Origin of the sequence: Streptomyces sp. NPDC048424, from assembly GCF_040651555.1 — a bacterium.
Taxonomy (GTDB): domain Bacteria; phylum Actinomycetota; class Actinomycetes; order Streptomycetales; family Streptomycetaceae; genus Streptomyces.
In genome coordinates, this window is record NZ_JBEZKE010000022.1 from 96329 (window position 1) to 122295 (window position 25967).

Sequence of the window (25967 nt, forward strand, 5' to 3'; positions counted from 1 at the left end):
CCCCACATGAAGAAGCCTCTCGCCGGTGCCTTACTCTCGCTGCTCCTGATGGGAGCAGCGGCCGCCCCGGCCGTCGCCGCGCCGAACACCCAGGCCGCGCCCGCGGCGAGCGCCGTCGCCGTCAACTACGCCGGCACCGTGGCACTCAGCAACTGTTCCGGCTCCGTCGTCCGCGCGCCCGCCTCCCAGCCGAACGACCCCGCGCTCGTGCTGTCCAACGGGCACTGCCTGGAGACCGGTTTCCCGGCCGCCGGCGAGGTCGTCAAGGACCGGCCGTCCTCGCGTTCCTTCTCGCTGCTCAACGCCTCGGGCTCGAAGGTCGCGACCCTGCGGGCCAGCAAGATCGCGTACGGGACGATGACCGACACGGACGTCTCGATCTACCAGCTCACCAAGACCTACGCCCAGATCCAGAGCCAGTACGGCATCTCCGCGCTGACCCTGAACGACGTGCGCCCGGCGCAGGGTTCGGCGATCAAGGTGGTCTCCGGCTACTGGAAGCGGATCTACAGCTGCAACGTGGACGGCTTCGCCTACCGCCTGAAGGAGGGCGACTGGACCTGGAAGGACTCGGTCCGCTACACCTCGTCCTGCAACACCATCGGCGGCACCTCCGGCTCGCCGGTGATCGACACGACGACCGGCAAGGTCGTCGCAGTCAACAACACGGGCAATGAGGACGGCGGGCGCTGCACCGTGAACAACCCGTGCGAGGTCGACCAGAACGGCAACGTGACGGTCCGCCAGGGCATCAACTACGCCCAGGAGACGTACATCATCGTCCCCTGCATAGCCCCCGGCAACACGATCGACCTGAACCGCCCCGGCTGCCTGCTGCCGAAGCCGTAAGCAGCCGCAGTAACGTCCCCGCCCGTCCCGAAAAGCCCCACGGCCGGGCTCCGGGCGGGGATACTCGGACGCGTGGAACTGCACATCGATCACCGCTGGCTGCTGGAGCGGCAGGAGGCGCTGTTCAAGGACGTGGAGGTGGCCGACCACTCCGCCCTGGTCGCCGCCGTCGCCCGGCACCGGGTGAACACGCCCAGCCTGGAAGTGGACGACCCCGACGCCTACTGGCGCGCGGCCGCCCTGCTCGACGCGATCGTCCTGCTCCGGCCGCTCCCCGACTCCAACGAGTACTTCGCCTACGGGGTCGCCGTCGCGTACATCGAGGCCTCCGGCGAAGCCGTGGAGGCCTCCTACGAGCAGTGGCGCGACCTCATCACCGACATCCGCACGCTCCGCGTGAGCGTCTACGACGTGGCGGCGCGGCTGCGGTCCTGGCAGCCCGCGTAACCCCGGGCCGGGCCGTCAGCGCCGGCGCTGGGCGGGCGTGCCCACGAGGAGCGCGTCGGAGACCAGGCGCGCGCCGCGGGCGAGCCGGCTCAGCTGCTCGAGCTCCAGGGCGTACATCCTGATCGAGTTCTCGATGACCGTCTCGGCTATGCCCATCGTGGGCAGCTCGGCCCGGCTGGTCTGCAGGGCCGCCCGCACGGCACGAATCTCGTGCTGCAGCTGGAGCTGGACGTGGCGGGCGAGGAGCGCGTGGTGACGGGTGAGCGTGAGGTAGCCGCCGTAGCGGGCCGGAAGCAGGTCCCGCAGCCAGCGCGTGGCCGTGCGCTCCCAGTCGTGCGTTCCGGGCGCCTTGACCTGCAAGGGCCAGTCCGGGCTGAGCGTAAACGTGGCCGTCTGGGGCATTCTCGTCACTTCCGAATGGTGTCGAAGCTCTGATCGAGACGTTCTGGTGGGCGGCCTCGGCCCAGGGGTTGACCGAGGCCGCCATGGGCGCTCTGCGGGATCCGAAAGCCTGGACTCGACCGCGCGGCCGCGACGTGAGGAGGTTCGTCGTGCCGTGCGTGCGTTCGGGAGGACGTGGGGTCGTCCTCCTTGGCATCTGGTGGATCCGGAGCGCCGTCGTCAGTAAACATATATACCGTCGAGTAAGCAAGAGTATGAAAAATTTCATGCACGACGAGGGCTGAATATCCCCTGGTGGAGCGGGCGAGCGGGCGCCCCAACCGGCACGAACCGCCCTACAGGAAGAAGCCGTGGTGGTGGGCGACCTGTTCGTAGTCCTCCAGGCGCGCCTGCGTCCGCTCGGGGTCCGCGTCGGCCATCGACTGGAGCAGGGCCGCGGAGAGCATGCCGGGCGCCGCGTACGAGTCGAAGACCAGGCGGGAGCCGGTCCCCGCCGTCAGGGCCACGTCCGCCTCGTCCACGAGCGGCCCCAGGGTGGGGTCGGTGATCAGGACCACGCGCAGCCCCGTACTGCGGGCGGCCCGGATGGCGGCCAGGGTCTCCTTGGCGTGCCGCGGCATGGCGAACGCGAGGACCCAGGTGCCGCCGGCCGCCCTGGACTGGAGCAGCGCGTCGAAGGCGACGCTGCCGCCGCGGGTGACCAGCCGGACGTCGGGGTGGATGCGCCGGGCCGCGTACGCGAAGTACTCCGCCAGGGAGACCGAGATGCGCAGCCCGAGGACGGTCAGCGGCACCGAGCCGGCCAGCTCGCGGCCGATGTCCAGCACCTGGTTGGTGTCGGCGAGCAGCCGGCGCACGTTCTCCAGGTTCTCGATCTCGGCGTCCACGGCCGCCTGGAGTTCGTTGCGGCGGATCTGCTCGCGGGTGTCCGGGGCGCCGGCGACCGCGCTCAGCGCGATCGGCTGGAGCACGTCGCGCAGGGCGGGGTAGCCGCTGAACCCGAGGGAGGAGGCGAAGCGGGTCACGGAGGGCTGGCTCACGCCCACCCGCTCGGCGAGCTCGGTGATCGACAGGAAGGCGGCCTCGGTGAGGTGGTCGATCAGGTACTGGGCGATGCGGCGCTGGCCCGGCGAGAGGCGCCGGCCGTCGAACAGGGCGAGCAGCCGGTCGGCCGGGGGGCGGACCTCTTCCGACGACTGGCCGCTCGGCTTGATCGCGGCCGCCTGCGCGCGTGCCTGCTGCCCCGATGACACCGGAGGGCCTCCTTCTCACGTCACTCGCGTTCCAACATAGCTCACGCCCCGTGGTCGTTGATGATCAGTCCTCGGCCCGGGCGGTGACGGGGGCGTCGGTGCGGTCGCCGAGGAATTCGTACCAGCAGTGCCGCAGGTGCACGTAGCGGGTGTCCGCCTCGGTGAGGGCGAGGAAGGAGTCGATCGTCGAGGTCAGCCGCTCGGCGAGGCCCCGGTCGGCGAGGGCGCCGTTCTCGGAGAACGCGTGGTGGGCATTGGGCAGGCTGAACATGTCGGGGTAGACGCGGGCTCCGAGGTGCTCCAGCGGGACCCGCAGGGCCCACAGCCCGCGGTTGCCGCCGACCATCGACGGCGAGGCCGAGACGAGCAGGGTCTGCTTGTCCTTGAAGGGCTGCGGGCGGCGGCGCGAGGCCCAGTCGACGGCGTTCTTCAGTGCGCCCGGGAGGGAGGCGTTGTACTCGGGCGAGGCGATCACCAGCGCCTGCGCGGCATCGAGCCGCTCGCACAGGGCCAGGGCGCCCCGCGGCACGCCCTCGTCGGCCTCCGCGTCGCCGTCGTACAGCGGCATGGGGAAGTCGGCGAGCGTGGCGGCGTCCGCGACGGCGCCGGCCCTGACCACCAGGGCGGCGGCCAGGGACGCGAGCCGGGCGTTGACCGAGCCGGTGCGCGAGGACCCGGACAGGACGAGCACGCGCAGGGAGGACCGGGAGAACGCGTCCTCGTGCGGGCGGGCCGGGTCCGCCGGGAAGTGGTCGGTGTCGGTCGGGTTCATGCCGTCTCCCTGCTGTCGGCCGCTCCGGACGCCGGAACGGACTCGTGGACGGGCCACGCGCGGCGGGACCCGCACACACCGGTGTGCGGGTCCCGTCCGGGCCGCCGGGTCACTTCGCGCCGGGGTTCTCCCAGCGGTAGAACTCGTGGGCCATCGCGTCCTTCGGACTGCGCCAGGTCTCCGGGTTGTGCGGGCTGATGTAGGCCGTGAGCCGGTCGCTGAGATCCCGGAACTCGGGGTGGTCGGTGACCTTCGCGATGGCCGGGCCGGGCGGCCGGTCCGACTCGATCAGGTGCAGGTAGACGTCGCCGAACTGGAAGAGGCTGCGGCGCGTGACCCCTACGAGGTGCGGCAGTTCGCCCGCGTCGGAGCCCGCGAAGAGCTCGGCGATGTCGGGCGCCGACCCCGGTGCCATGCGGGCGACGATGAGAGCGCGGTGCGGCTGGTTCATCCGGGTGCCTGCCTTTCGCTTCAGAGACGGCTGACGGCGGGAGTGCGGTTCTCGCGCTCGCGCTGCTCGATCTTGTCCCGGATGAGAGCCATCTGGATCGGGGAGTTGCGGTTGATGTTGTCGGTCATCCACGCGTCGTCCACCGGCGCGTCCGGCTTCATCGCGAAGTCCTGGGTCCACTTCATCCGGGTGCCGCCGGGCACCTTGAAGTACTGCCAGTGGATGTCCATGTGCGCGAAGGGGCCCGTTTCCACGCGCCGGGCCCGGACCGTGAGGCCCTTGCGGTCGACGGTCCGTTCCGAGACCCAGCTCCAGACCTTGCCGTTCTCGTCGGGGTGCATGGTCAGGCGGAACCGGGTGGTGTCGCCCTCCTGGTCGAGGATCTCCAGCGAGGCGTACTCGCTGAACAGCTGCGGCCAGTTCGGGAGGTCGTTGGTCATCTCCCACACGACGTCCACGGGCGCGTTGACGGTGATCTCGTTCTCGGTGTGTCCTGGCATGTCAGGCTCCGGTCATCAGGCTGTTGTTGACGAGGTCGAGGAATTCCCCGGGGGTCTTGCAGCGGTCGGCGTCGGTGGGCAGGGCCCGCCCGCGCCGGTTCTCCAGTTCGCCGACGATGCCGAGCAGGCCCAGCGAATCGAGGCCGTACTCGTCGAAGGCGGAGTCCGGACGGCGTGCCATCTCGGTGGGATCGACGGTGATTCCGGCGGTCTTCATCAGCACCGCCAGCTCCTCCAGGGTCAGTCGGTCGGACATCTGGGTTCTCTCTTCCTACGAGGGAGCTACTCGTTCGCCGACGCGCCCCTGCGCAGGACCAGCGCGGAGTTGGACCCCATCCGGCCGCGGCTCAGCACGAGCGCGGTGCGCAGCTCCGCGGGGCGGGCGCTGCCGGTGACCACGTCGAGGTCGTGGCACACGTCGTAGACGTTGGGGGTCGGCGGCACGACACCGTGCTCCAGGGCCAGGACCGCGGCTGCGGTGTCGAGGGCGGGGGCGGCGCAGTACGCCCTGCCCGTACCGGACTTGGGCGCCGTGACCGGCACCTTCCGCCCGTACGCGCCGAGGGCCGCGGTGAGGGCGGCGGCCTCGGCCGCGTCCGCCTCCGGGGTTCCGAGGGCGTCGGCGAAGACCACGTCGATCTCCTCCGGCGCGCAGTCGGCCTCCCGGAGCGCGCCCCGGATGGCGTGGGCGAGTCCCTCGCCGGAGGCGTCGCGCCGCTGGGTGCCGGTGAAGGTCGCGGCGTGGCCGGCCAGGACGGCCCGGACCGTGGCGCCGCGGCGGCCGGCCTCCTCCTCGTCCTCGACGACGAACATCGCGCCGCCCTCGGCGGGGACGTATCCGCAGGCCTTGTCGGTGAACGGCCGGTAGGCACGCTCGGGGTCGTCCGAGGTGCTCAGTCCCTCGTACTCCAGCTGGCAGACGATGGAGTACGGCGCGAGGGGCGCCTCCGTCGCCCCGACCAGCATGGCCCGGCTGCCCTGGCGGATCGCGCGGACGGCGTGCGCGAAGGCGTCCAGCCCGCCCGCCTCGTCGCTGCACACGACTCCGCAGGGGCCCTTCAGCCCGCGGCGGATGGAGATCTGGCCGGTGCTGGCGGCGTAGAACCAGGCGATCGACTGGTACGGGCCCACGAAGCGCGGCCCCTGTTCCCAGAGGTGCTGGAGCTCGCGCTGGCCGAACTCGCCGCCGCCGGAGCCGGCGGCGGTGACGACGCCGACGGAGAAGGGATCGCCCTCGTAGTCGGCCCGGCCGAGCCGGGCGTCCTCCAGGGCGAGGTCGGCGGCGGCCAGGGCGTGGTGGGTGAAGCGGTCGGTCTGGACGAGGAAGCGTTCCTCGACCATGGCGCCCGGGTCGAAGCCCCGGACCTCGCCCGCGACGCGCAGCGGCAGGTGCTCGCACCCGGCGCGGGTGACGCGGTCCAGCACGCTGAGTCCGGACTGGGTCGCCTTCCAGAAGGCGCCCGCGCCCACGCCGTTGGGGGCGATGACCCCGATGCCCGTGATGACCGTACGGCTGGTCACGAGACCTCCTCCTTCGGCCGGGTCATGACGACGGCGGACTGGAAGCCGCCGAAGCCGCTGCCCACGGAGAGCACGCTGCGCAGTTTCCGGTCCCGGGCGACCTTGGGCACGTAGTCCAGGTCGCATTCGGGGTCGGGCGTCTCGTAGTTGGCGGTCGGCGGCACCACCTGGTGGACCATGGCGAGGACGCAGGCCGCGAGTTCGATGGCGCCGATGGCGCCGAGGGAGTGACCCACCATGGACTTGATGGAGGTCATCGGCGTCTTGTAGGCGTGGTCGCCCAGGACCTTCTTGACCGCCGCGGTCTCGTGGCGGTCGTTCTGCTTGGTCCCGGAGCCGTGCGCGTTGACGTAGTCGATCTCGTCGGCGGCGACCCCGGCCTGGGCGAGGGCGGTTTCGATGGCCCGGGCCATCTCCAGGCCCTCGGTGGTCAGCCCGGTCATGTGGTGGGCGTTGCCGAAGGTGGCGTAGCCGCCGATCTCGCAGTAGACGGTCGCACCGCGGGCGCGGGCGTGTTCCAGCTCTTCGAGTACGAGCACGGCGCCGCCCTCGCCGAGGACGAACCCGTCCCGGTCGGCGTCGAACGGCCGGGAGGCGTGGGCCGGGTCGTCGTTGTTCGGCGAGGTGGCCTTGATGGCGTCGAAGCAGGCCACGGTGATGGGCGATATGGGTGAGTCGGAGGCGCCTGCGATGCAGACGTCCATCCGGCCCTCCGCGATGGAGTGGACGGCGTACCCGATGGCGTCGAGTCCCGAGGTGCAGCCGGTGGAGACCGTCTGCACCGGGCCCCGCGCCCCGACCTCCTCCGCGACGGCGGAGGCGAGGGTGGCGGGAGTGAACGCGCGGTGCAGGTACGGGCCGGCCAGTTTGTGGTCCACGTCCCACCAGGAGCCGGACTGGCTCACGGCGACGTAGTCGTGCTCCAGACGGGTGGTGCCTCCGACGGCCGTGCCGAGGGAGACGCCGGTCCGCCAGGCCTCGTCCGTGTCGAGGTCGAGTGCCGCGTCGCGGACGGCCTCACGGGCGGCGACCAGGGCGAACTGGATGTACCGGTCCGCCCGGGCCGCTTCGCCCTCGCCGAGGCCGTGCGCGGCGGGGTCGAAGTCGACCTCGGCGGCTATCCGGGAGCGGAACCCCGTCGGGTCGAAAAGGCTGATGCCCCGCGTCGCCGTCCGGCCGTTGGACAGCAGGTCCCAGAAGTCACGGACGCCGATCCCGCCGGGCGCGACGACGCCGACTCCGGTGACGGCCACCCGCCGGCGGGTCACGAGACCACTCCCGTTCGGTCCGGAGGCTGCTCCCAGGCGGTGCTCTCCGGGTGCGGGGCCTCCTCGGTGTCCACGTGGCCCAGTTCGGGGCGCGGGGCGAGCGGGCCGAGGTGGAAGACCATGCGGGCCTCGACGTCCCCGACGTTGCGGAAGCGGTGGCGCACGTTGAGGGGGACGAGCAGGCCCTGGTCGGTGCGCAGCGGGTGGGCCTCGCCGTCGAGGTCGACCTCCAGCCGGCCGGCGACCACGTACACGAACTCCTCGGAGTACGGGTGGTAGTGCTCGGCGATGGATTCCCCGGGGGCCATGATCGCCATGCCCATGAAGCCGCTGGTGGAGCCCACCGACGTCGGGGTGAGCACGGCCCTCAGATCGCCGCCGCGCCGGCGGTTGGGCGGCGTCTCGCTGAGGTCCACGATGCGTGGGCGCTGTTTGGTCATGGCGGGTTCCTCCTGGCGTGTGGGGAGAGCCTGGACGGGGATGGGGGTCGAGACAGGGGGTGGAGCGAGGGGTGGGGAGGTGGAGAGGGGGGGCTCCGGATGGATTCCCCGGCGGGGATCAGGACTGCGCGGGCGCCCGGCGGTCGGTGATCAGGTTCATGGTGTGGTGCGCGGGGCGAACGCGCCCGCCGGGCGCGGCCGTCAGCCGGGCGAGCACGGCCGCCTTGCGCGGGCCCGAGACGCCGAAGGTGATGTCGGGCTGGGCCTCCAGCGGGCCGCGCACGTCGATGAGGCGGACGACGATGTCGTCACGCTGGAAGATGCTGCTGCTCCGTACGGGGCTCTTGGGGCGGTGCGCGGCCGCCTCGTCCTGCCGGGCGAGGAACTTGGCGAGCGCCGCGCCGCAGCCGGGCTTGGCCGGGTAGAACAGCGCGTGCCGCTGCACGTCGGCGGGGTCGGACTCGGTGGCGGCGATGTGGTGGACCGCCGGGAGCGCGGCCCGCATGAAGAACATGCGCGCGGATTCCGGGTCGTTCAGGTTCCGGTCCTGTTCGAGGTACGGGTTGATCGCCTCCTCCACGGCGCGTACCTCGGGCTGCTCCGATACGTGGCGCAGGGCCGTCACCAGGTCGCCCTGGACCTCCACCGTGCGGACCACCCGGTTGCCGTGCATGAAGAGCGATGTGCGGCACAGGCGGGTGTGGGCGTCGACGCGGGCGGCCGGGGAGGCGTAGCTGGAGAGGATGGCCGCGACCTCCTTCTCGCTGCCCGGCTTGACGGTGAAGGTGAGGGCGTGGCGCACGATTCCGGCGCCCAGCCGGGGTGTGGTCTGCAGGCGCGCCGTGGTGGGGCGGGCCGCCTGGTCGTAGCCGCGGCCGGTCTCCCGCAGGACGGTGAACTTGAGCGGGCGCATGTTGCGCGCGCACGCGCCCAGCGGCTTCACCTGTTCGGCGTGGTGCTCGCTGTTGACCCATGCGAGGTACTGCGGGGCGCTCTCCCACTCACTGGTGATGAGCCACTGCGAAGGGTCCTCGAAGGATTGGCACAGCTGGTCGCTGATGTGGCCCGGGACCGACGCGATGTCGTGGCGGAGCTGTTCGTACGCCTCGAAGAACTGCTGCTGGGTCCCCTCGTGGAGATCCATCAGCAGGACGACCCGGAGCATGGAGCCGTCGAAGGCTGACTGCGACACCCGTTCGGACAGGGTGGTTGTCATCTACTCACTCCTTCATGAGGGGGTGGAGATCCATCGCGTACGGACCCCTCGTCCGTCACCGGTGGCGTCCGCCCGGGCCGGCGGCCGCCTCCGTGGGGAACGGGCAGGCCGGCGCGTCTCAGGGGGAGCCGCTGTCGCTCATCGTCATCCGGGTGGCGACGTACCGCTACATGTCCGGATCAAGCGGGTGACAACCGGCGAATCAACTGGGCCTGATCCCGGATCGGGGGCATAAAGACTCCACTCCCCCACACAGAAAACAGGAGCCCGCAGCTGATGGAAGACAACGCCGATGTTCGCGTACCGGTTCTCGTCGTGGGCGGCTCCCTCGTGGGCCTGTCCACCTCGCTTTTCCTGAGCCGCCACGGAGTGAGGCACCTGCTCGTCGAGAAGCACTCCGGTACGTCCCCGCACCCGCGAGGCCGCGGCATCAACGCCCGGACGATGGAGCTGTTCCGCACGGCAGGGGCGGAGCGCGCGATCCGCCAGGCGGCGTCCGTACTGGAGGGCATTCAGGGCATTCTGCAGGCCCGGTCACTGACCGACCGCAGCGACCACAACTGGCTGATCAAGTCGATCGATCCGTCGGGGGCGATCGCCCGTTTCAGCCCGACCGGCTGGTGCCTGTGCAGCCAGAACAACATCGAGCCGGTACTGGCCGCACAGAGTCGTGCGCAGGGCGCGGACGTGCGGTTCTCCACCGAACTGATGAGCTTCGACCAGGACGCCACCGGAGTGAACGCCGTGGTGAAGGACCGGTTGACGGGCGAGCACAGCACGGTGCGCGCGGACTTCCTGATCGCGGCGGACGGGCCGCGCAGTCCCGTGAGAGAGCAGCTGCGGATCCCCCAGACGGGTAATGGCGAGCTGTTCCACAACGTCAGCGTCACCTTCCGCTCGGAGCGGCTCGTCCAGGTGCTGGGCGACCTGCGGTTCATCGTCTGCTACCTGATGCGCCCGGGGGCCGACGGGGCCCTGCTGCCGGTGGACAACCAGACGCAGTGGGTCTTCCACGCCCCGTGGCACCCGGAGCAGGGCGAGACCCTGGAGGACTTCACCGACGAGCGGTGCGTGGACCAGATCCGCGACGCGATCGGCGTACCCGACCTGGACGTGGAGATCGGCGGCAAGGCGCCGTGGCATGCGGCCGAACGGGTGGCCGAGCGGTACTCCTCCGGTCGGGTGTTCCTCGCGGGGGACGCTGCCCACGAGATGTCCCCCACCGGAGCCTTCGGCTCCAACACGGGCATCCAGGACGCGCACAACCTGGCGTGGAAGATCGCCGCGGTGCTGGACGGCTCGGCCGGCATGGGGCTGCTCGAGACCTACGAGGCCGAGCGGCTGCCGGTGGCCAGGGCCACCAGCGAGCGGGCCTCGGCCCGTTCGGCGGAGCACAGCCACCCGGGGTACGCGCCCCCGCCCACCATGGGCGGCGGACCGGGCAGCGGGGTGCTCACGACGGCGATGGGCTACTGCTACCCGAGCGGCGCGCTCGTCGGCGGCGAGCCCGGCCGGCCCGTCATCCCCGAGCGGTTGCACATGGTCGGCGAGACCGGGACCCGGGCCCCGCACATGTGGCTGACCCGGGCGGGTGAGCGGATCTCCACCCTGGACCTCTACGAGCGCTCCTTCGTGCTGCTCAGCGGCGTCGGCTCGCCGTGGCGGGCGGCCGCGGAGCAGGTGGCCGCGCAGCTCCCGGTGCGGCTGGACGCCTACACCATCGGCTCCGGGCCGGCCGCCGACCTGGTCCAGGACGGCGGCGGCTCCGACTGGAGCGAGGTCCACGCGATGAGCGCCGAGGGCGCCGTGCTCGTACGGCCGGACGGGTTCGTGGCCTGGCGCTCGGAGGGCGCGGTCGCCGACCCCCGGGCGACGCTGCACGAGGTCCTCTCGACGGTGCTGCGCCGGGCGTGACCGCCCCGTCCCCCCTTCCGCCGGCCGTGCACGCGGCCGGCGGAAGGGGTTCAGCGACAGGCCCAGCAGCCCGCCCAGCAGCCGGGGTCGGGCCGGCCGGCACGGCGGCGGCCCGCTTCGTAGCCGACGCCGCCGCCCGCCCCACCGCGGGCTCGGGCCCGGTGCCCGTCCCGGTCACGCTCACGGTCAAGGGAGTTCCGGTGCGCGTAACACGCGACGACGACCGCGAGCGCGGCCAGTTCCTCCGGGGCGGCAACGCCCCTCTCCACACGCAGCAGGCTCGCTATCGGGACATCGTTCGACATCGGCACGGCCTCTCTCACGGGGGCTGCGCGTGCGCCCGGCCGCGGCACGAGGGGCGGACCGGATCGGCGCCGACACGGGCGGCACACGGGTGGCTCGGTGCGCTGACGGGACGTGTTCCGCGTGTGCGAACCGGCCGGCGGATTCCTGTCGGGTCACCAGGACTCCTGTCGCGACCGACGCTACAAGCGCGCGGCGGACCCGGCACTCCGGGGACGTGCGCGCCGGGGGCGTGCCGTTGGGGACCGTGCGGTCCGGGGCGCGGTGCCCGTGCGGCCGCGGCGGCGCCGCCCCGGGGCCTGTCGTGACCGGCCACGGGCCCCTGTTGTGCCGGGGCTGCGCCGGCCGGCTGTACGCCGTCTGCATCACGGACCACTCCGGCGGGAACACGGCCGGCCAGTGGGAGGTCGACCACGAGATGCCCGGGGAGTGCCCGCTGGCCGGGCTGTTGCCCCTGACCGGGACGGCGGTCGACGTCCACGACCTGCCGGGAGCGGAGGAGGTGCTCGGTCCGGCCTTCTGAGCGGGGCGGGTTGGGCCGCACGGGTGATCCCCCCTCCGCCGCCGGCGCCGCCGGCGGCCTCGCGGCGGCCGTCGACGATGCGTGCGTTCACTCTTTGAACTCCCCCTGCGCGTAAGGGCTTTCCCGGTTCAATCTCTTGACGGCCGCGAGGGCGGGGAGCCACAGTGTCCAGCGGCGCCGTTCTGAGAGCGCTCTCAAAACGGTGATCCCGGCTCTTCCCCCCGCACCGCGCCTCACCGCGCTTCAGAGAGGGCACCCATGCGTGAGATATCCGGCAGGACCCGACCGACGGTCCGGCGGGCCGTCCTGGCCGCACTCGGCACGATCGCCTTGGTCGCGGCGGCCGCCGCGGGCGTGGCACTGCCCGCGAGCGCCGCCGCTCCCCCCACCCCGGCCGGCTGGTCCCGGGTGTTCCTGGACGACTTCGACGGAGCCGCGGGGTCCGGGGTGAACACCGCCGACTGGCAGTACACCACCGGCACCGGCTACCCCGGCGGACCCGCCAACTTCGGTACCGGCGAGATCGAGACGATGACCGCCGACCCCTCCAACGTCTCCCTCGACGGCGCGGGCAACCTGCGCATCACGCCGAGGCGGGACGCGGCCGGCAACTGGACGTCCGGCCGGATCGAGACCAGGCGGTCCGACTTCCAGCCCCCGGCCGGCGGCACGCTCCGCACCGAGGCGCGCATCCAGATGCCGAACGTCACGGGTCCGGCGGCCAAGGGCTACTGGCCGGCGTTCTGGATGCTCGGAGCCCCGTACCGCGGCAACTGGTGGAACTGGCCCGGCATCGGTGAGATCGACATCCTGGAGAACGTCCAGGGCATCAACAACGTCTGGGCCACCGTGCACTGCGGCACGAGCCCCGGCGGACCCTGCAACGAGACGTCCGGCATCGGCGGCCAGCACGTGTGCCCGGGTACGAGCTGCCAGGGCGGCTTCCACACCTACGCCGTGGAGTGGGACCGCGCCACCGCGGTCGAGGAGATGCGCTTCTACGTCGACGGCGTGAACTTCCACACCGTACGGGCGAACCAGGTGGACGCGACCACCTGGACCAACGCCACGAACCACGGCTACTTCATCATCCTGAACGTCGCCATGGGCGGCGGTTTCCCCGACGCCTTCGGGGGCGGTCCCGACGCGGGCACCCAGCCCGGCCACTCCATGGTCGTCGACTACGTGTCCGTCCTCCGCTCGACCGGCGGCACGACCCCGCCCACCACTCCCCCGACCACCCCGCCCACGACGCCCCCGACCACCCCGCCGGCCGGCAACCGTGACGCGTACTCCGCGATCCAGGCCGAGTCGTACGACGGCCAGGCGGGCGTGGTGAAGGAGACCACCACGGACTCCGGCGGCGGCGAGGACCTCGCGTCGATCGGCAACGGCGACTGGGCCCTGTTCCGGGGCGTCGACTTCGGCTCCACACCGGCGCGGCAGTTCTACGGGCGCGTGGCGAGCGGCGCGGCCGGCGGGGTCAGCGGGCTCGTCGAGGTGCGCCTCGACAGCCGTACCTCGGCTCCGGTCGGCAGCTTCTCGATCGCGGGCACCGGCGGGTGGCAGAGCTGGCGCACGGTCCCGGCGAACATCACCGCCGTCACCGGCACGCACGACGTCTACCTGACCTTCACCAGCGGCCAGCCCGCCGACTTCGTGAACGTCAACTGGTTCGACTTCGGGCACTGACCCGATCCCGAAGGCCCCGTCAGCGACGCCGCCACTCCTCGGCCAGCAGGCGGTAGGAGCGGACCCGGTCCTCGTGGTCGTGCGTGATCGTGGTGATCAGCAACTCGTCGGCCCCGGTGGCCTCCTGGAGCCGCTCCAGGTGATCGGCGACGGTCCGCGCCGAGCCGACGAACTGGGTCTCCACCCGGTCGGCGACGAGTTCCCGGTCCGCCTCCGTCCAGGGCAGCGCGCGCGCCTCGGCGGGCGTGGGGAAGGGGATGGCGCCCTCGGCGGTACGGATGCTGCGCACCCAGGGCGCGTATCCGGTGGCCAGTTCGCGGGCGGTCGCGTCGTCCTCGGCGACGACGACGTCCGCGGACACCGTCAGGTACGGCCGGTCCAGCTCGGCCGAGGGCTTGAACGCGGCCCGGTAGCCCTCGGCCGCCTCCAGCACCGAAGCGGGGCTCACGTGGTAATTGGCCGCGAACCGCAGCCCGCTCCGGCCCGCGGTCTCCGCGCTGACCCCGCCGCTGCTGCCCAGGATCCACACCTGTACGTCGGCCCCCTCACCGGGGACGGCATGTGCCTCCACCCCCTCCGGGGAGCGGTAGTCGCCCCGGAGCAGCGCGAGGACGTCGTCGATCTGCTCGGCGTAGTCCTGCGGCTGGGCCCCGGGCAGGTTCAACAGCTTCTGCTGGAGTGCGACGCGGGGGTGGCCCAGCAGGTGCGCGAAGGAGAACCGGGCGGGGATGCGCAGTCCGTTCGGGGTGTGCCCCTCGAACGGAGGGTCCTGGGAGGCCGCCGACTGCGGCCGGCCCGCCGAGCGCCCCAGCCCCAGGTCGAGGCGCCCGGGATGCAGCGCGTCGATCAGGCCGAACTCCTCGACCGTCGACAGGGCGGTGCGGTGACCGAGCTGGACGGCGCCGGAGCCGAGCCGGATGGTCGAGGTCGCGGAGGCGGTCAGCGCGAGCACGACCGCCGGGGAGGTCCCGGCGACCCCCGGGTTGAGGTGGTGCTCGGCGAACCAGTAGCGGGCGTAGCCGAAGGCCTCCGTCTGCCGGGCGAGGTCGATGCTGTGGTGCAGGGCCTCGGCCGCCGTGGAACCGGACGGGACCGGGACGAGGTCGAGGACCCCGAGGGGGATGCCGGACATGGCCGGGCTCCTTACAGGTCGGGAAAGGAAGGGTCGGGGATCTCGCGGCGCAGCACCGGGGCGATCTGCGACTGGAAGAGTTCGAGGGAGGCCCGGTGCTGCGCGGGGGTGAGCCCGCCCGGCTCCGCCTGGAGGTGCAGGGCCGTGTGGCCGAAGGCCTCGTGGTAGCGGTGGACCTTCTCGATCACCTGCTGGGGGCTGCCGATCAGCGCCGAGCTCCGTTCGACGAAGTCCTCCAGGGTCGGGAAGACGGGTGCCAGACCCTGCTGCTCGTGGAAGGCGAGGTACCGGGCGAACGCCGGCCGGTACGCCGCCACCGCCTGCTGCGAGGTGGGGGCCGCGTGGTAGCCGGCCGTCCCCGCGCCGACGACGGCGTGCGCCGGGTCGTGCCCGTAGTGCTCCCAGCGCTCCCGGTAGTGGCGGATCAGCTCGGCGTACGGGCCGATCGGGTGGGTGACGTTCGCCGAGAAGAGCGGGTCTCCGTACCGCGCCGCGAGGTCGACGGACTCCCGGCTGGTCGCGCTGCCGTGCCAGACCCGCAGGGCCGGCTGGAAGGGCCTCGGCAGCACCTCGGCACCGGCCAGCGCGGGGCGGAAGCGCGGTTCGGCGCTCACCTTGTCCTCGCGCCAGATCCGCCGGAACAGCTCGTAGCCCTCGGCGTTGCGCTCCCACTGGTCCTCGGGGGTCACGTGGAACAGCTCGCGCTGGGCCGTGCCGTTGCCCTTGCCGATCATCAGCTCCAGGCGGCCGTCGGAGAGGTGGTCGAGCGTCGCGTAGTCCTCGTACGCCCGCACCGGGTCGAGCAGGCTCAGGGTGGTCACGGCGGTGAACAGTCGGATCCGGCGGGTCAGCGCGGCGATGTGGCTGAGCACCACGGGCGGCGAGGACGACAGGAAGGGCCGCTCGTGTCGCTCGCCGACCCCGAAGCCGTCGAAGCCGAGCTCCTCGGCGAGCAGCGAGGCGTCGACCACCTCGCGGAACCGCTCGCGGGTGGGTGTGAGGGCGCCCGTCACCGGATCCGCGGAGTCCGTGATGAGGGTGATGGCCAGGAACTTCATGAGCGCGCGGCCTGCCGGTCGGAAGCCGCCTGCGGCACCGCGAGTCCGAGGTGGTCGCGCAGGGTCGTGCCCTCGTACTCGGTGCGGAAGACCCCCCGCTCCTGGAGCAGCGGGACGACGGTGTCGGCGAAGACGTCCAGGCCGCCCGGGGTGATGTGCGGGACGAGGATGAAGCCGTCGGCCGCGTCCGCCTGCACCAGCGTGTCGATCTGCGCGGCGACGGTGGCGGCGGAGCCGACGAAGGTCTGGTCGGCCGTGGTGGAGATGACGAGTTCGCGGATCGAGAGGTTCTTGGCCTCGGCGAGCGCGCGCCACTGCCGTGCCGTCGCGATCGGGTCGCGGAACTCCCGTACGCTCGCCCGCCCGAGGGCGATGGTGTTCTCCCCGACCTCGGGGTCGACCTCGGGCAGCGGGCCGTCGGGGTCGTAGCCGGACAGGTCCCGGTTCCAGACGTGCTCCAGGAACTTGATCGCGGTCTGGCCGCTGACCTGGAGGCGGCGCACCTCGTGGGCGGCCTCGCGGGCCTCGGGGTCGGTGTCGCCGAGGACGAAGGTGGCCGCGGGCAGGATCTTCAACTGGTCCGGCGTGCGGCCGTACTTGGGAAGGCGGCCCTTGACGTCGGCGTAGAACTGCCGGCCCGCGTCGAGCGTGCCGTACCGGCCGAAGATCGCGTCGGCGCCGGCGGCGGCGAACTCACGGCCCTCGTCGGAGTCACCGGCCTGGAAGATCACCGGCCGGCCCTGCGGGCTGCGCGGCACGTTGAAGTGGCCCTCGATGTCGAAGTGCCGGCCCCGGTGGGCGAAGGCCCCGGCCCGCGCGTCCCGCAGGAAGGCGCCCGATCCGGCGTCGGCGACGATCTCGGAGCCGTCCCAGGAGTCGAACAGCTCGGTGGCGGCGGCCAGGAACTCCTCGGCCCGGGAGTAGCGCTCCTCGCGCGGCAGGAACCCGCCGCGCCGGAAGTTCTCGCCGGTGAAGGCGTCCCAGGAGGTGACGACGTTCCAGGCGGCCCGGCCCTCGGACAGGTGGTCGAGGGAGGCGAACTGACGGGCCACCTCGTAGGGCTCGTTGAAGGTGGAGTTGATGGTGCCGGTCAGGCCCAGGCGCTCGGTGACCGCCGCCAGTGCGGCGAGCACCGTGAAGGTGTCGGGACGGCCGACCACGTCCAAGTCGTAGATCTGCCCGCCCTGTTCCCGCAGTCTCAGCCCCTCCGCGAGAAAGAGGAAGTCGAACTTGGCGCGTTCGGCGGTCCGTGCGAAGTGGACGAACGAGTCGAAGTCGATGTGGCTGCCGGCCGCCGGGTCACTCCACACGGTGGTGTTGTTGACGCCCGGGAAGTGGGCTGCGAGGTGGATCTGCTTGAGCGGCTTGCTGCTCATGACGGTCCTTCCGGTCCGGGATCAGGCGGCGGGGTGGGCGGCGTAGCGGCCGGCCGGGCGCTCCAGGCCCAGCAGTGCGCGCAGGGTGTCCGCCTCGTACGCCCTGCGGAAGACCCCGCGCCGCTGGAGCTCCGGCACCAGCCCCCGGGTGATCGCGGGCAGGTCCCGGGCGATCACACCCGGCCGCAGCAGGAAGCCCGACAGACCTGCCTCCCGGCGCTCCAGGAGCAGGTCCGCCAGCTGCCCGGGACTCCCGGCGAAGACCGCGCCCCCGTCGCCGTACGGGGCACCCGCGAGCAGGTCCAGGCGCTCCAGACGGGCGACGGCCGCCGGGGCGTCCTCGTCCAGGAACACCGTGAGGTCCCCGAACAGGTGCAGCGGCTGCGCCGCGAGCCCGGTCGCCTCGCGGGCCCGCCGGATCGCCGCGACGGCGGCCCTCGTACCGTCCCCGTCGTGTGCGGCCACGTACCCGACGTCCGTGGACCGGGCGACGAGCGCGTACGAGGCTTCGCCGTCGCCGGACGCGCCGACCACGGGCTGCCCCTGCGGCGGGCGCGGGGTGATCGACGGCCCCCTCACGCTGAAGTGACGGCCCTCGAAGTCGATGTAGTGCAACTTGTCGCGGTCGACGAACCGGCCCGTGGCCACGTCCCGGATCTCCGCGTCGTCCTCCCAGCTGTCCCACAGCCGCCGGATCACCTCGACGTGGTCGGCGGCCTCCGCGTAGGACTCCGCCTCCGGGAGCGGGACCGCCCGGCGGCCGAAGTGCCGTGTTTCGTACGGGAGTCCGGACACCTGGATCCACAGGCCGGCGCGACCGCGGCTCACGTGGTCGAGGGTGGCGATCGCCTTGGAGATGTGGAAGGGCTCGGTGTGGGTGGCCGTCACCGCCGGGACCAGTCCGATGTACCGGGTCAGCGGTGCGACGCGTGCAGCGGTGAGCACCGCGTCCAGCCGCCCCCGGACCCGGTCCGTGCGTCCGTCGGGCCCTTCCGCCGAGGACGACTGAAGGGTGAGGGAGTCCTCGAAGGAGACGAAGTCGAGCAGTCCGGCCTCGGCCACGGCCACGGCGTCGGCCCAGTAGCGGGCCGTGAAGATCTCACCGGGCCGGGCGCCCGGCTCGCGCCAGGCGGCCGGGTGCCGGCCCGCGCCGTCGAGCGCGACGGCCAGGTGCAGCGGTTCGGAGGATGCGAATGCGAATGCGGATGCGGGCGGGGATGAGGACACGTCGAATTACGCCTTCCTGGTCGGCCGGGCGAGGAAAAGGCCGATGCGCGTCGCGAATATGAGGGCGTACGAGAGGGCGGGGAAGAGGCCCGTCATCAATATCTCTTCGAAACGCTATGCCTTATAGCGGTGCCATACAAGGACCTGAATATTAAGAGAAGTTGGCAGCGGTGTTGCCGGGCGCGCGGACCGCCATGAAGGACGGGCGGCGGCGCAGGGTGAAGCCGATCGACTCGTACAGTCGGATCGCCGTCGTGTTGCTCGCGGCGGTGTGGAGGAACGGGACGTCGCCGCGCTCCCGGATGCCCGCGGCGACGGCGCGGACCAGCCGCGTCGCCAGACCCCGGCCCTGGTGGTCGGGATGGGTGCACACCGCGCTGATCTCGGTCCAGCCGGGTGGCCGCAGCCGCTCTCCTGCCATCGCGATCAGCCGGCCCCGGTGCCGGATGCCGAGGTACGTGCCCAGCTCGACGGTGCGGGGCAGGAACGGACCGGGCTTCGTGAGCTCGATCAGGCCGAGGATCTCGGGTACGTCGCGGGGGCCGAGCCTGACCGCCTCGGGGGCGGGTTCGGCGCGCAGCGAGGTGTCGACCAGCTGGACGCCGGCGACCGAGCCGACGGTCTCCCAGCCGTCGGGCGGGGTCAGTACGCCGGCGAGCGCGGCGATCCCGCCGTCGCCGACCAGTCTGCGCAGGTCGGCCCAGGAGTCCGGGTCGGCCGGGTCCACGAGGGCGGCGAACGGCGAGACGTCCGACGGATAGCGGGCGGCGCGGGGGAAGGAGGAGGGGGCGGCCCCGGGAGGGGCCGCCGCCCGCTCGGCGAAGGCGGCGTGCGCGCCGGACAGCGAGGCCCAGGCGGGGTTGTCGAGGACGTGCGTGGTGGGACCTGCGTTCGTGGTCATGGGCGGCCTCTCCGTCCGTGGCGCGGCCCGGGGGCCGGGGATTCAGGAGTTGGTCACGGGCAGGCCCGGCGGGTCGACCTGGGAGGTGGTGACGGCCTCGTTGGACAGGTTCCAGGCGGCGAGCAGCTGCGCGTACTGTCCGTTCTTGATCAGATGGTTGATCGCCTCCGACACCGGCTTGGCGAGCCCGCTGTCCTTCTTCGCGGTCGCGGCGATCAGGCCCTGGAGCGACTCGCCCGCGCCGGAGAAGGAGCCCGCGTTGCGGGTGGGGGCGTTGCCGCTCGCCGTCTGGGTGATGTGGTAGGCGATGGACGGGTTCGGGCCGAAGCTGATGTCGATCTTCTTGCCGCTCAGGGCCAGGTAGGTGCTGTTGGCGTCGGGGAAGTACTTGACGGTGATGTCCTTGCCCTCGGCCTGGAGCTTCTTCTGCCACTCCAGCAGGATCTTCTCCTGGTTGGTGCCCGAGCCGACCGCGACCGTCCTGCCCGCGAGGTTGCGGTAGTCGCCGGCGTAGTTCCAGGGGTTGTCCTTCAGCGTCTCGAAGGCCAGGTTGTCCTGCCGGTAGGAGGCGAACTCGTACTTCTTCTTGCGCTCCTCCGTGACCGTGACGTTCGTGAAGGCCACGTCCACCTTGCCGCTGTCGATGCCGACGAAGAGGTTCTCCCAGGTGGAGTTCTTCACGACCGGCTTGAGCCCGAGCGTCGCGGCCACCAGGCGGCCGAGGTCCGGTTCCGCGCCGGTCAGGGTCTTCTGGTCGGTGCCCGCGTACGCCAGGGGCGGGAAGCCGGCGGGCAGCGCGCCGACCCCGATGACGAGTTCGCCGCGCTCGCGCACGTCGGCGGGCAACTGGGCGCGCAGGGACTCGACCACCGGGACGGACAGCTCGGCCTGCTGGGCGGCGCCGTTGGACACCGCCCCGACGGTGACCGTGCCGGGGCCCGGTCCGGTGGCCTCGGCCTCACCGCCGCACGCGGTGAGACCGGAGGCGAGCGCCACGGTGACGGTGGCGGCTCCGAGGCCGCGGGTGAGTCTGGTGCGCAGGGAGTGTCGGCGTTGCATGGTGTTCCCTTTCGGGTCGGGAAGGGCTGGTGGGACGGGGTGAGGCGGCGCTCGATGAGGAAGGGTGCGGCGGAGTCAGAGGACCTTGCTCAGGAACTCCCGCGTACGCGGGTGGACGGGCCGGTCCAGCACCTGCTCCGGCGGGCCCTGTTCGACGACGCGGCCGTCGTCGAGGAAGACGACCTCGTCGGCGACCTCGCGGGCGAAGCCGATCTCGTGCGTGACGATGACGAGCGTCGTGCCCCCGGTGGCCAGGTCCTTGATCACGGACAGCACCTCGCCGACGAGTTCGGGGTCGAGCGCGGAGGTGGGTTCGTCGAAGAGGATGACTCCGGGCCGCAGCGCGGGGGCGCGGGCGATGGCCACGCGCTGCTGCTGGCCCCCGGACAGCTGCCGCGGATAGGCGCCGGTCCGGTCGCCGAGCCCGACGCGCTCCAGCAGTTCGCGTGCCAGGGCCCGTGCCTGCGGCCGCGGCAGCCTGCCGGTGGCCACCGGGGCCGCTGCGACGTTGTCCAGCACGGTCAGGTGCGGGAAGAGGTTGAAGTTCTGGAAGACGAAGCCGATGCGGCCGCGCTGGGCGAGGATCGCCCGTTCGCTCAGTTCCCTCAGCCGCCCGCCGTGGCGCTGTACGCCGATCAGCTCGCCGCCCACGCTGACGTATCCGGCCTCGGGCTTCTCCAGGTGGTTGATGACCCTCAGCAGGGTGGACTTGCCGGAGCCGGAGCGGCCCAGGACCGCGGTGACCGTGCCCGGCCGCAGCGTCAGGCTCACCCCGTCCAGGACCTGCCGGCCGCCGTACCACTTGTGCACGTCGTGGACCTCGATCGCGGCGGCCCGCGCGGCGGTGGTCATCGCGCCGTCTCCTTCCGGAAGCGGTCCGAGAGGCCGTCCCGGAGGTCGAGCAGGCCCGTCCGGGCCCGCTGCAGGGGGGTGGGCGGAACGGTGCGCAGCGCGCCGCGCGCGTAGTACCGCTCGACGTAGAACTGGACGACCGAGAGGACGCTGGTGAGGACCACGTACCAGCAGGTGGCCACCAGGAGCAGGGGCACGATGTCGCCGGAGTAGGTGCTGCCGAGGCTCTGCACCGTGCCGAACAGGTCGAGCAGCGAAACGTAGAAGACCAGCGAGGTGGCCTTGACCAGCCCGATCAGCTGGTTGACGTAGGCGGGGACGATGGAGCGCAGCGCCTGCGGGAAGACGATCCGGGCGAACTGGTACCGCTTGGGCAGTCCCAGCGCGGCCGCCGCCTCGTGCTGGCCCTGGTCGACGGAGAGCACACCGGCCCGTACCACTTCGGCCGCGTACGCCGCTTCGCTCAGGCTCAGCCCCACGACCGCCACCACGATGTCGGTGGCCAGCCTCGACTCGTCGAAGGTGAAGAAGGCGGGGCCGAAGGGCACCCCGATGCTCAGGGTGGGGTAGAGGGCGCTGAGGTTGTAGAGGAAGAGCAGGACCACGATCAGCGGTACCGAGCGCAGCAGCCAGATGTACCCCCAGCTCACCGAGCGCAGTACGGGGTTCGTGGAAAGCCTGCCGAGGGCGAGCAGGATGCCGCCCGCGAGGCCCAGGACCGCGCTGTACGCGGCCACTTGGAGGGTGATGAGCAGGCCTTCCAGGATGGCCGGCCGGACGAACCAGTAGGTGAAGCGGTCCCATTGGTAGAAGGGGTTGGTCAGCAGTCCGTGGGCGGCCTGGGAGAGCAGCACCAGCACGATGACGGTGGCGATCCACCGCCCGGGCCGGCGGAGCGGGAGGACCCGCTCGGCCGGCGCCGGCGGTCCCGGACGCGCGGTGAGGACAAGCGATTCGGTCAAGGACACTCCAGCAGCATTCGATAAGTCGAAGAATCGAAAAGCAGCCGTCATGCCGGACAGAAGAGGCCGCTGATGTCGTTTTCTGCGGCGTAAGCTAGGCAGCCGGGAGAAGGGCTGTCAACGGCCCCGATATCCAAATGCGCGGAAGCGTGCGGCATTTTCATCCGCCGTACACACAACGCCTTCGGGTGAAATGTTTCGGGCCGCTGGACCGGCCCGGTTCCGGGGCTACTGGTGGTCGGGAACGTACTTGTAGCCGACGCGGCGCACGGTGGTGATGCGGCCCCGGTGGGCGGGACCGAGCTTGCGGCGCAGCCTGGCCACGTGGACGTCGACCGTACGGCCGTCGCCGATGTGTCCGTAACCCCAGATGTCCGAGATGAGGGCCTCTCGTCTGTGGACCGTGTACGGGTGGGCCACCAGGTGGGCCAGGAGGTCGAACTCCAGGTAGGTGAGGTCCAGTTCGCGTCCGTCGATCTCGGCCAGCCGACGCGCGCCGTCGACCCGGATGACATCGTCGGGCCGGACCGTGTCGGGGTGCGGGGCCGGCGCCGGCTCGGGAGCCGGGAGCGTCCTGGTGTCGAGGGGATGGATCTCCGGGCGTATGCCGTGCGCCGTCATCACCGCCACCGGGTCGACGTCCGCCGGCAGGAACACGAGGTATCCGACGCGGCCGCCGCCGGTCCCGTGGGCGGAGACGGCGGGCGGACGGTCGCCGACCAGCTGGAGGCGCGGGGCCGGGGAACGGCGGACGGCGGTGGCGGGTACCGGTGCGGGAAGTGCGGTGGTCACGATGAGCCCCTTCGGCTGCTCGGAATGAGGTACGGACGCCGGGTGTTGGGCCGCGACAGGGCAGGGGTCTCCGTGACGGATCCGGCGGGAGGGCCGGCGCGCCGCACACCGGGCGGACCCTTACGGCTCGGAGGGCCGGGGTCACGGGAACAGTGCGGCGCACGGAGGGGAGCGGCAGCCGGATGACCGGCGCGCTTCGAGGAAATGCCCTGTCGGAGAAGCCCTAGACGGGTCGGCAGACGGCGCTGGCGACGCGACGGAGGTCAACGTGCCTGCGGCGTACGAGCAACGGCTGCGACGGGGACATGGTCACATCGTGAGGTGCGCGGCGGCGCGCGTCAATACTTCCCTACCGATTGACTAGGAAATGCCGCTGACCTGCACGGTCTCTCATACCGAGATCGCATCGTCCGCCATTCGGTCACGCTCTTGCCGGGCAGGCGGCTTCGGGCGAGTATCCCTATCAATCCGATGGGAAAGGTGGGGATTCGGTGAAGCGGCCGGCCGGCGCCACCCAACAACGTTCCGGAGTAGCCGACATGACCACCGCCATCCCCCATGGCACCGACGGCCGGCGATCCGTCGACGCACAGCGCCGCACGCTCCTGCGTACCGCCCGCGACGTGGCGGACGACCTCGCCGCGGACGCCATCGCCCGCGATCAGGCGGGCAAGCCGCCGGCCGACGAGACGGCCCGGCTGCGCGAGGCGGGCCTGCCGGCGGCCCTCACCCCGCCCGGGCCCGACCGCGGGGCGGACTGGCGCACCGGTTGCGCCGTCATACGGGAGATCGCCGCGGCGGACAGCTCCGTCGGTGACGTACTCGCCCGCCACTACGTGCACACCTGGAGCGGTCGCTTCTACGCGAGTCACCACCACGCGACCGCCCTCGAAGAGGAATCGGTGGGCGAGCAGTGGCTGTGGACCGGTGCGGTCCGCGCTCCCGTCCCCCACGAGGACACCGACGGACCGGAGCTCACGCTGCGGCGGCGCACCCCCGGCTACGTGCTGAGCGGGCGCCGGTCCGTGGACACGGCGGTGGCCGCGGCCGACCAGATCGTGGTCGACGCCGTCTGCGCGGCGACCGGTGACGTCCTGGTCGTACGGATCCCACCCGGCGCACGGGGCGTGAGCGTCGAGTCCGCCCACGACCGCCTCGGGCAGCGCGTCGCCGGCGCGGGCGAGGTCGTCCTGGACCGGGTCACCATCACGCCCGAACAGGTGCTGGGCCGCCTGCCGCACGACGAGGAGTCGACCGCACCCTTCACCGCGCTCGCGGAGCCGGCGCTGCGGCTCGCCCTGTGTCACGTCGGCCTGGGCATCGCCGAGGGCGCCCTCACCGAGGCGCGCGACCTCAGCAGGGGCGGCCGCGCGCACCGGCTCCCCGGCGAGGACCCGGACCTCTTCCTGACGTACGGGGAACTCGCCTCGGCCGCCCAGACGGCCACCGCCGTGGTCGACCGGGCGACGGACGTGATGGCACGGGCCCTCGACACGGGTACGCACCTCGACGCGGAAGGAGCCGCGGGCGTCGCCGCCCTGGTCGCCACGGCCGAGACCGTGACGTCGAAAGCAGCCCTGCGCATCACCGCACGGGTGCTGGAACTCGCCGACGCGCCCGGCCTGGACCGGTTCTGGCGCAACGCCCGGGTCCTGACCGCCCACCGCCCCGCCGCCCACCGCCTGCGCTCCATCGGCGAGCACTACCTCAACGGCTCCCACCCCGTGGTGGCGGCCTTCCGCTGACGCGGGCCCGCGTACCCGCCCGGCGGCCGGCGGCCGGCGCACCCGCGAGGGGACAGCGGCCGAATCGATGCAAGATAATGTCCGTATGCGGATCTCAGCCAGGGCGGACTACGCGGTACGTGCCGCACTGCAGCTTGCCGCGTCACAGGATGACGGGCCGGTGAAGGCCGAGGCCATCGCCGACGCCCAGGACATCCCGCACAAGTTCCTCGAGGGCATCCTGAACGACATGCGCCGGGGCGGCCTCGTGCTCAGCCAGCGCGGCGGCAACGGCGGCTACCGGCTGGCCAAGCCCGCCCAGTCCATCAGCATCGCGGACGTGATCCGCGTCGTGGACGGACCGCTCGTCTCGGTGCGCGGGGTGCGCCCTCCGGACCTGTCCTACACCGGCCCCGCGCAGGCACTTCTCCCCCTGTGGATCGCGCTGCGGGCCAATGTCCGCGAGATCCTCGACGGCGTGAGCCTCGCCGACGTCGCGTCGTCCGACCTGCCCGCGGACGTATCGGCACTGGCCGACACCCCCGGCGCCTGGACCAATCCCTGACCCCTGCCCCACCTGCATGTTCTCACATAACGAGATTCTGGCGTCCAGCATTCGGTCACCCTCTTGGGGTGGGTGTCCGCCTCTGCCAATATGCCTACCAACCAGGTGGGAAAACTAGGAATCCAGTGAGGTGGGCCGTGCGAACACTGCATCACGCAGGCCGGATGCTGCCTCTGACCTCCCGCCGGCACATCGACCTGCTCCGCACGTCCAGCGCCATCTGTCAGCCCGGCTGACACCACGCGCCGGGCCCCGCTCCACGTGTAGTCACCACCGAGCACCGTCGGACGGACCCCCCGGCCGACCACGCCGACCGCGTGGAGTCGAGCGCGGGCGTCCGCCGTACGGGCTCGACCTCCGTCCCCGAGGCCTCCGGCATCCCCTTCGTTCCTCGGGTCCGCGACCGCAACCCCGTCGCCCACCGCTGACCGCTGACCGCTGACCGCTCACCACTCACCGCTCACCGCCGGGCGTCGGCTGCGTGCGTGCCGACGGCTTCGCGTCGCCCTTCTCCGTACCTCCTTGCACCCTCCTTGAACACCATCCCGTGAAAGGACACCTCCGTGTCTGCCGCAAGACCGCTCACCACCCTGCGCGCCATCGCCGTCACCGCGACGCTTCCCCTGCTGCTCACCGCCTGCGGCTACGGCTCGGAGGCCAAGAAGGACGACGCCGACAAGGCCGCGAACGCCGCCGCGGACGGCGCGAAGCTGTCGGCCTCCGAGGTGCGGATCGGCTACTTCCCGAACCTGACGCACGCCACCGCGC

28 protein-coding genes and 1 pseudogene are annotated in these 25967 nt (G+C 72.0%); 9 read left to right on the forward strand and 20 right to left on the reverse strand.

Translation table 11 applies throughout. The features are described 5' to 3' along the window. The first annotated feature begins 6 nt into the window (after positions 1-6). Positions 7-849, forward strand: coding sequence for a serine protease (locus AB0D29_RS27420; RefSeq protein ID WP_362857878.1), 843 nt, complete (start codon positions 7-9; stop codon positions 847-849). Between the two features lie 72 nt (positions 850-921). Continuing rightward, the gene (locus tag AB0D29_RS27425) at positions 922-1296 is read left to right on the forward strand and encodes a toxin Doc (protein WP_319732409.1); all 375 of its coding nucleotides are present in this window, start codon (positions 922-924) and stop codon (positions 1294-1296) included. A gap of 15 nt (positions 1297-1311) precedes the next feature. Here the strand turns inward: AB0D29_RS27425 and AB0D29_RS27430 are convergent, their stop codons facing one another. The 10 genes from AB0D29_RS27430 to AB0D29_RS27475 all read right to left on the reverse strand — a co-directional run bounded on the left by AB0D29_RS27430 (position 1312) and on the right by AB0D29_RS27475 (position 9119). After that, complete coding sequence (locus AB0D29_RS27430) at positions 1312-1698, reverse strand: hypothetical protein (RefSeq protein WP_362857914.1); 387 nt, start codon at positions 1696-1698, stop codon at positions 1312-1314. Positions 1699-2033: 335 nt separating this feature from the next. Then, on the reverse strand, positions 2034-2951 hold the full coding sequence (locus tag AB0D29_RS27435; RefSeq protein WP_327412167.1) for a MurR/RpiR family transcriptional regulator: 918 nt from the start codon (positions 2949-2951) through the stop codon (positions 2034-2036). A gap of 64 nt (positions 2952-3015) precedes the next feature. Further along, complete coding sequence (locus tag AB0D29_RS27440; RefSeq protein ID WP_362857880.1) at positions 3016-3723, reverse strand: NAD(P)H-dependent oxidoreductase; 708 nt, start codon at positions 3721-3723, stop codon at positions 3016-3018. Positions 3724-3832: 109 nt separating this feature from the next. Further along, the gene (locus AB0D29_RS27445) at positions 3833-4174 is read right to left on the reverse strand and encodes a TcmI family type II polyketide cyclase (protein WP_319732405.1); all 342 of its coding nucleotides are present in this window, start codon (positions 4172-4174) and stop codon (positions 3833-3835) included. 20 nt (positions 4175-4194) lie between these two features. Beyond that, positions 4195-4674: an SRPBCC family protein gene (locus AB0D29_RS27450; protein ID WP_351598855.1), complete on the reverse strand. Its 480-nt coding sequence runs from the start codon at positions 4672-4674 to the stop codon at positions 4195-4197. A gap of 1 nt (position 4675) precedes the next feature. Continuing rightward, positions 4676-4930 carry an acyl carrier protein gene (locus tag AB0D29_RS27455; RefSeq protein WP_362857881.1) on the reverse strand — a complete coding sequence of 85 codons (255 nt, stop codon included), beginning with the start codon at positions 4928-4930 and terminating at the stop codon, positions 4676-4678. A 26-nt stretch (positions 4931-4956) separates the two neighbouring features. Continuing rightward, positions 4957-6195, reverse strand: a complete 1239-nt coding sequence (locus tag AB0D29_RS27460) for a beta-ketoacyl synthase N-terminal-like domain-containing protein (protein WP_362857882.1) — start codon at positions 6193-6195, stop codon at positions 4957-4959. Further along, positions 6192-7463: a beta-ketoacyl-[acyl-carrier-protein] synthase family protein gene (locus AB0D29_RS27465; protein WP_362857883.1), complete on the reverse strand. Its 1272-nt coding sequence runs from the start codon at positions 7461-7463 to the stop codon at positions 6192-6194. Before AB0D29_RS27465 ends, AB0D29_RS27460 begins: the two co-directional genes overlap by 4 nt. Next, a complete protein-coding gene (locus tag AB0D29_RS27470) occupies positions 7460-7903 on the reverse strand; it encodes a cupin domain-containing protein (protein WP_362857884.1) in 444 nt (147 codons plus the stop codon). Before AB0D29_RS27470 ends, AB0D29_RS27465 begins: the two co-directional genes overlap by 4 nt. Before the next feature lie 118 nt (positions 7904-8021). Further along, positions 8022-9119 carry a SchA/CurD-like domain-containing protein gene (locus AB0D29_RS27475; RefSeq protein WP_362857885.1) on the reverse strand — a complete coding sequence of 366 codons (1098 nt, stop codon included), beginning with the start codon at positions 9117-9119 and terminating at the stop codon, positions 8022-8024. A gap of 276 nt (positions 9120-9395) precedes the next feature. Between AB0D29_RS27475 and AB0D29_RS27480 the strand changes: the two genes are divergently transcribed. From AB0D29_RS27480 to AB0D29_RS27490, 3 genes are all read left to right on the forward strand, one after another. Further along, positions 9396-11033: an FAD-dependent monooxygenase gene (locus tag AB0D29_RS27480; protein WP_362857887.1), complete on the forward strand. Its 1638-nt coding sequence runs from the start codon at positions 9396-9398 to the stop codon at positions 11031-11033. Positions 11034-11640: 607 nt separating this feature from the next. Further along, positions 11641-11859 (forward strand): hypothetical protein, encoded by a 219-nt coding sequence (locus tag AB0D29_RS27485; RefSeq protein WP_362857889.1) that lies wholly within the window; start codon positions 11641-11643, stop codon positions 11857-11859. A 258-nt stretch (positions 11860-12117) separates the two neighbouring features. Further along, complete coding sequence (locus tag AB0D29_RS27490) at positions 12118-13551, forward strand: glycoside hydrolase family 16 protein (protein WP_362857890.1); 1434 nt, start codon at positions 12118-12120, stop codon at positions 13549-13551. A 19-nt stretch (positions 13552-13570) separates the two neighbouring features. Here the strand turns inward: AB0D29_RS27490 and AB0D29_RS27495 are convergent, their stop codons facing one another. From AB0D29_RS27495 to AB0D29_RS27540, 10 genes are all read right to left on the reverse strand, one after another. Continuing rightward, complete coding sequence (locus AB0D29_RS27495; RefSeq protein WP_362857891.1) at positions 13571-14683, reverse strand: LLM class flavin-dependent oxidoreductase; 1113 nt, start codon at positions 14681-14683, stop codon at positions 13571-13573. Between the two features lie 11 nt (positions 14684-14694). Next, positions 14695-15741 (reverse strand): LLM class flavin-dependent oxidoreductase, encoded by a 1047-nt coding sequence (locus AB0D29_RS27500; protein ID WP_362857893.1) that lies wholly within the window; start codon positions 15739-15741, stop codon positions 14695-14697. Continuing rightward, positions 15738-17117 carry an NtaA/DmoA family FMN-dependent monooxygenase gene (locus AB0D29_RS27505; protein ID WP_362857894.1) on the reverse strand — a complete coding sequence of 460 codons (1380 nt, stop codon included), beginning with the start codon at positions 17115-17117 and terminating at the stop codon, positions 15738-15740. Before AB0D29_RS27505 ends, AB0D29_RS27500 begins: the two co-directional genes overlap by 4 nt. A 21-nt stretch (positions 17118-17138) precedes the next feature. Next, complete coding sequence (locus AB0D29_RS27510) at positions 17139-18344, reverse strand: LLM class flavin-dependent oxidoreductase (protein ID WP_362857895.1); 1206 nt, start codon at positions 18342-18344, stop codon at positions 17139-17141. 151 nt (positions 18345-18495) lie between these two features. After that, entirely contained in the window at positions 18496-19245 is a 750-nt protein-coding gene (locus AB0D29_RS27515; RefSeq protein ID WP_362857896.1) for a GNAT family N-acetyltransferase, read from the reverse strand. A 42-nt stretch (positions 19246-19287) separates the two neighbouring features. Beyond that, on the reverse strand, positions 19288-20304 hold the full coding sequence (locus AB0D29_RS27520) for an ABC transporter substrate-binding protein (RefSeq protein WP_362857898.1): 1017 nt from the start codon (positions 20302-20304) through the stop codon (positions 19288-19290). Positions 20305-20379: 75 nt separating this feature from the next. Next, positions 20380-21156, reverse strand: a complete 777-nt coding sequence (locus AB0D29_RS27525) for an amino acid ABC transporter ATP-binding protein (protein ID WP_362857899.1) — start codon at positions 21154-21156, stop codon at positions 20380-20382. Then, positions 21153-22118, reverse strand: a complete 966-nt coding sequence (locus AB0D29_RS27530; protein ID WP_362857900.1) for an amino acid ABC transporter permease — start codon at positions 22116-22118, stop codon at positions 21153-21155. Before AB0D29_RS27530 ends, AB0D29_RS27525 begins: the two co-directional genes overlap by 4 nt. A 228-nt stretch (positions 22119-22346) precedes the next feature. Beyond that, a complete protein-coding gene (locus tag AB0D29_RS27535) occupies positions 22347-22910 on the reverse strand; it encodes a winged helix-turn-helix domain-containing protein (protein ID WP_362857902.1) in 564 nt (187 codons plus the stop codon). A 223-nt stretch (positions 22911-23133) separates the two neighbouring features. Next, positions 23134-23217, reverse strand: a complete 84-nt coding sequence (locus AB0D29_RS27540) for a putative leader peptide (protein ID WP_324617234.1) — start codon at positions 23215-23217, stop codon at positions 23134-23136. Between the two features lie 232 nt (positions 23218-23449). Here AB0D29_RS27540 and AB0D29_RS27545 point away from each other — a divergent pair, with 232 nt between their 5' ends. The 4 genes and pseudogenes from AB0D29_RS27545 to AB0D29_RS27560 all read left to right on the forward strand — a co-directional run. Further along, the gene (locus AB0D29_RS27545; protein ID WP_362857904.1) at positions 23450-24655 is read left to right on the forward strand and encodes an acyl-CoA dehydrogenase; all 1206 of its coding nucleotides are present in this window, start codon (positions 23450-23452) and stop codon (positions 24653-24655) included. An 85-nt stretch (positions 24656-24740) separates the two neighbouring features. Next, positions 24741-25199, forward strand: a complete 459-nt coding sequence (locus tag AB0D29_RS27550) for an Rrf2 family transcriptional regulator (RefSeq protein ID WP_030723366.1) — start codon at positions 24741-24743, stop codon at positions 25197-25199. A gap of 164 nt (positions 25200-25363) precedes the next feature. Continuing rightward, complete coding sequence (locus AB0D29_RS27555; protein ID WP_351302269.1) at positions 25364-25435, forward strand: putative leader peptide; 72 nt, start codon at positions 25364-25366, stop codon at positions 25433-25435. 327 nt (positions 25436-25762) lie between these two features. Next, positions 25763-25967 (forward strand): annotated as a pseudogene (locus tag AB0D29_RS27560) (sulfate ABC transporter substrate-binding protein); the annotation flags it as partial.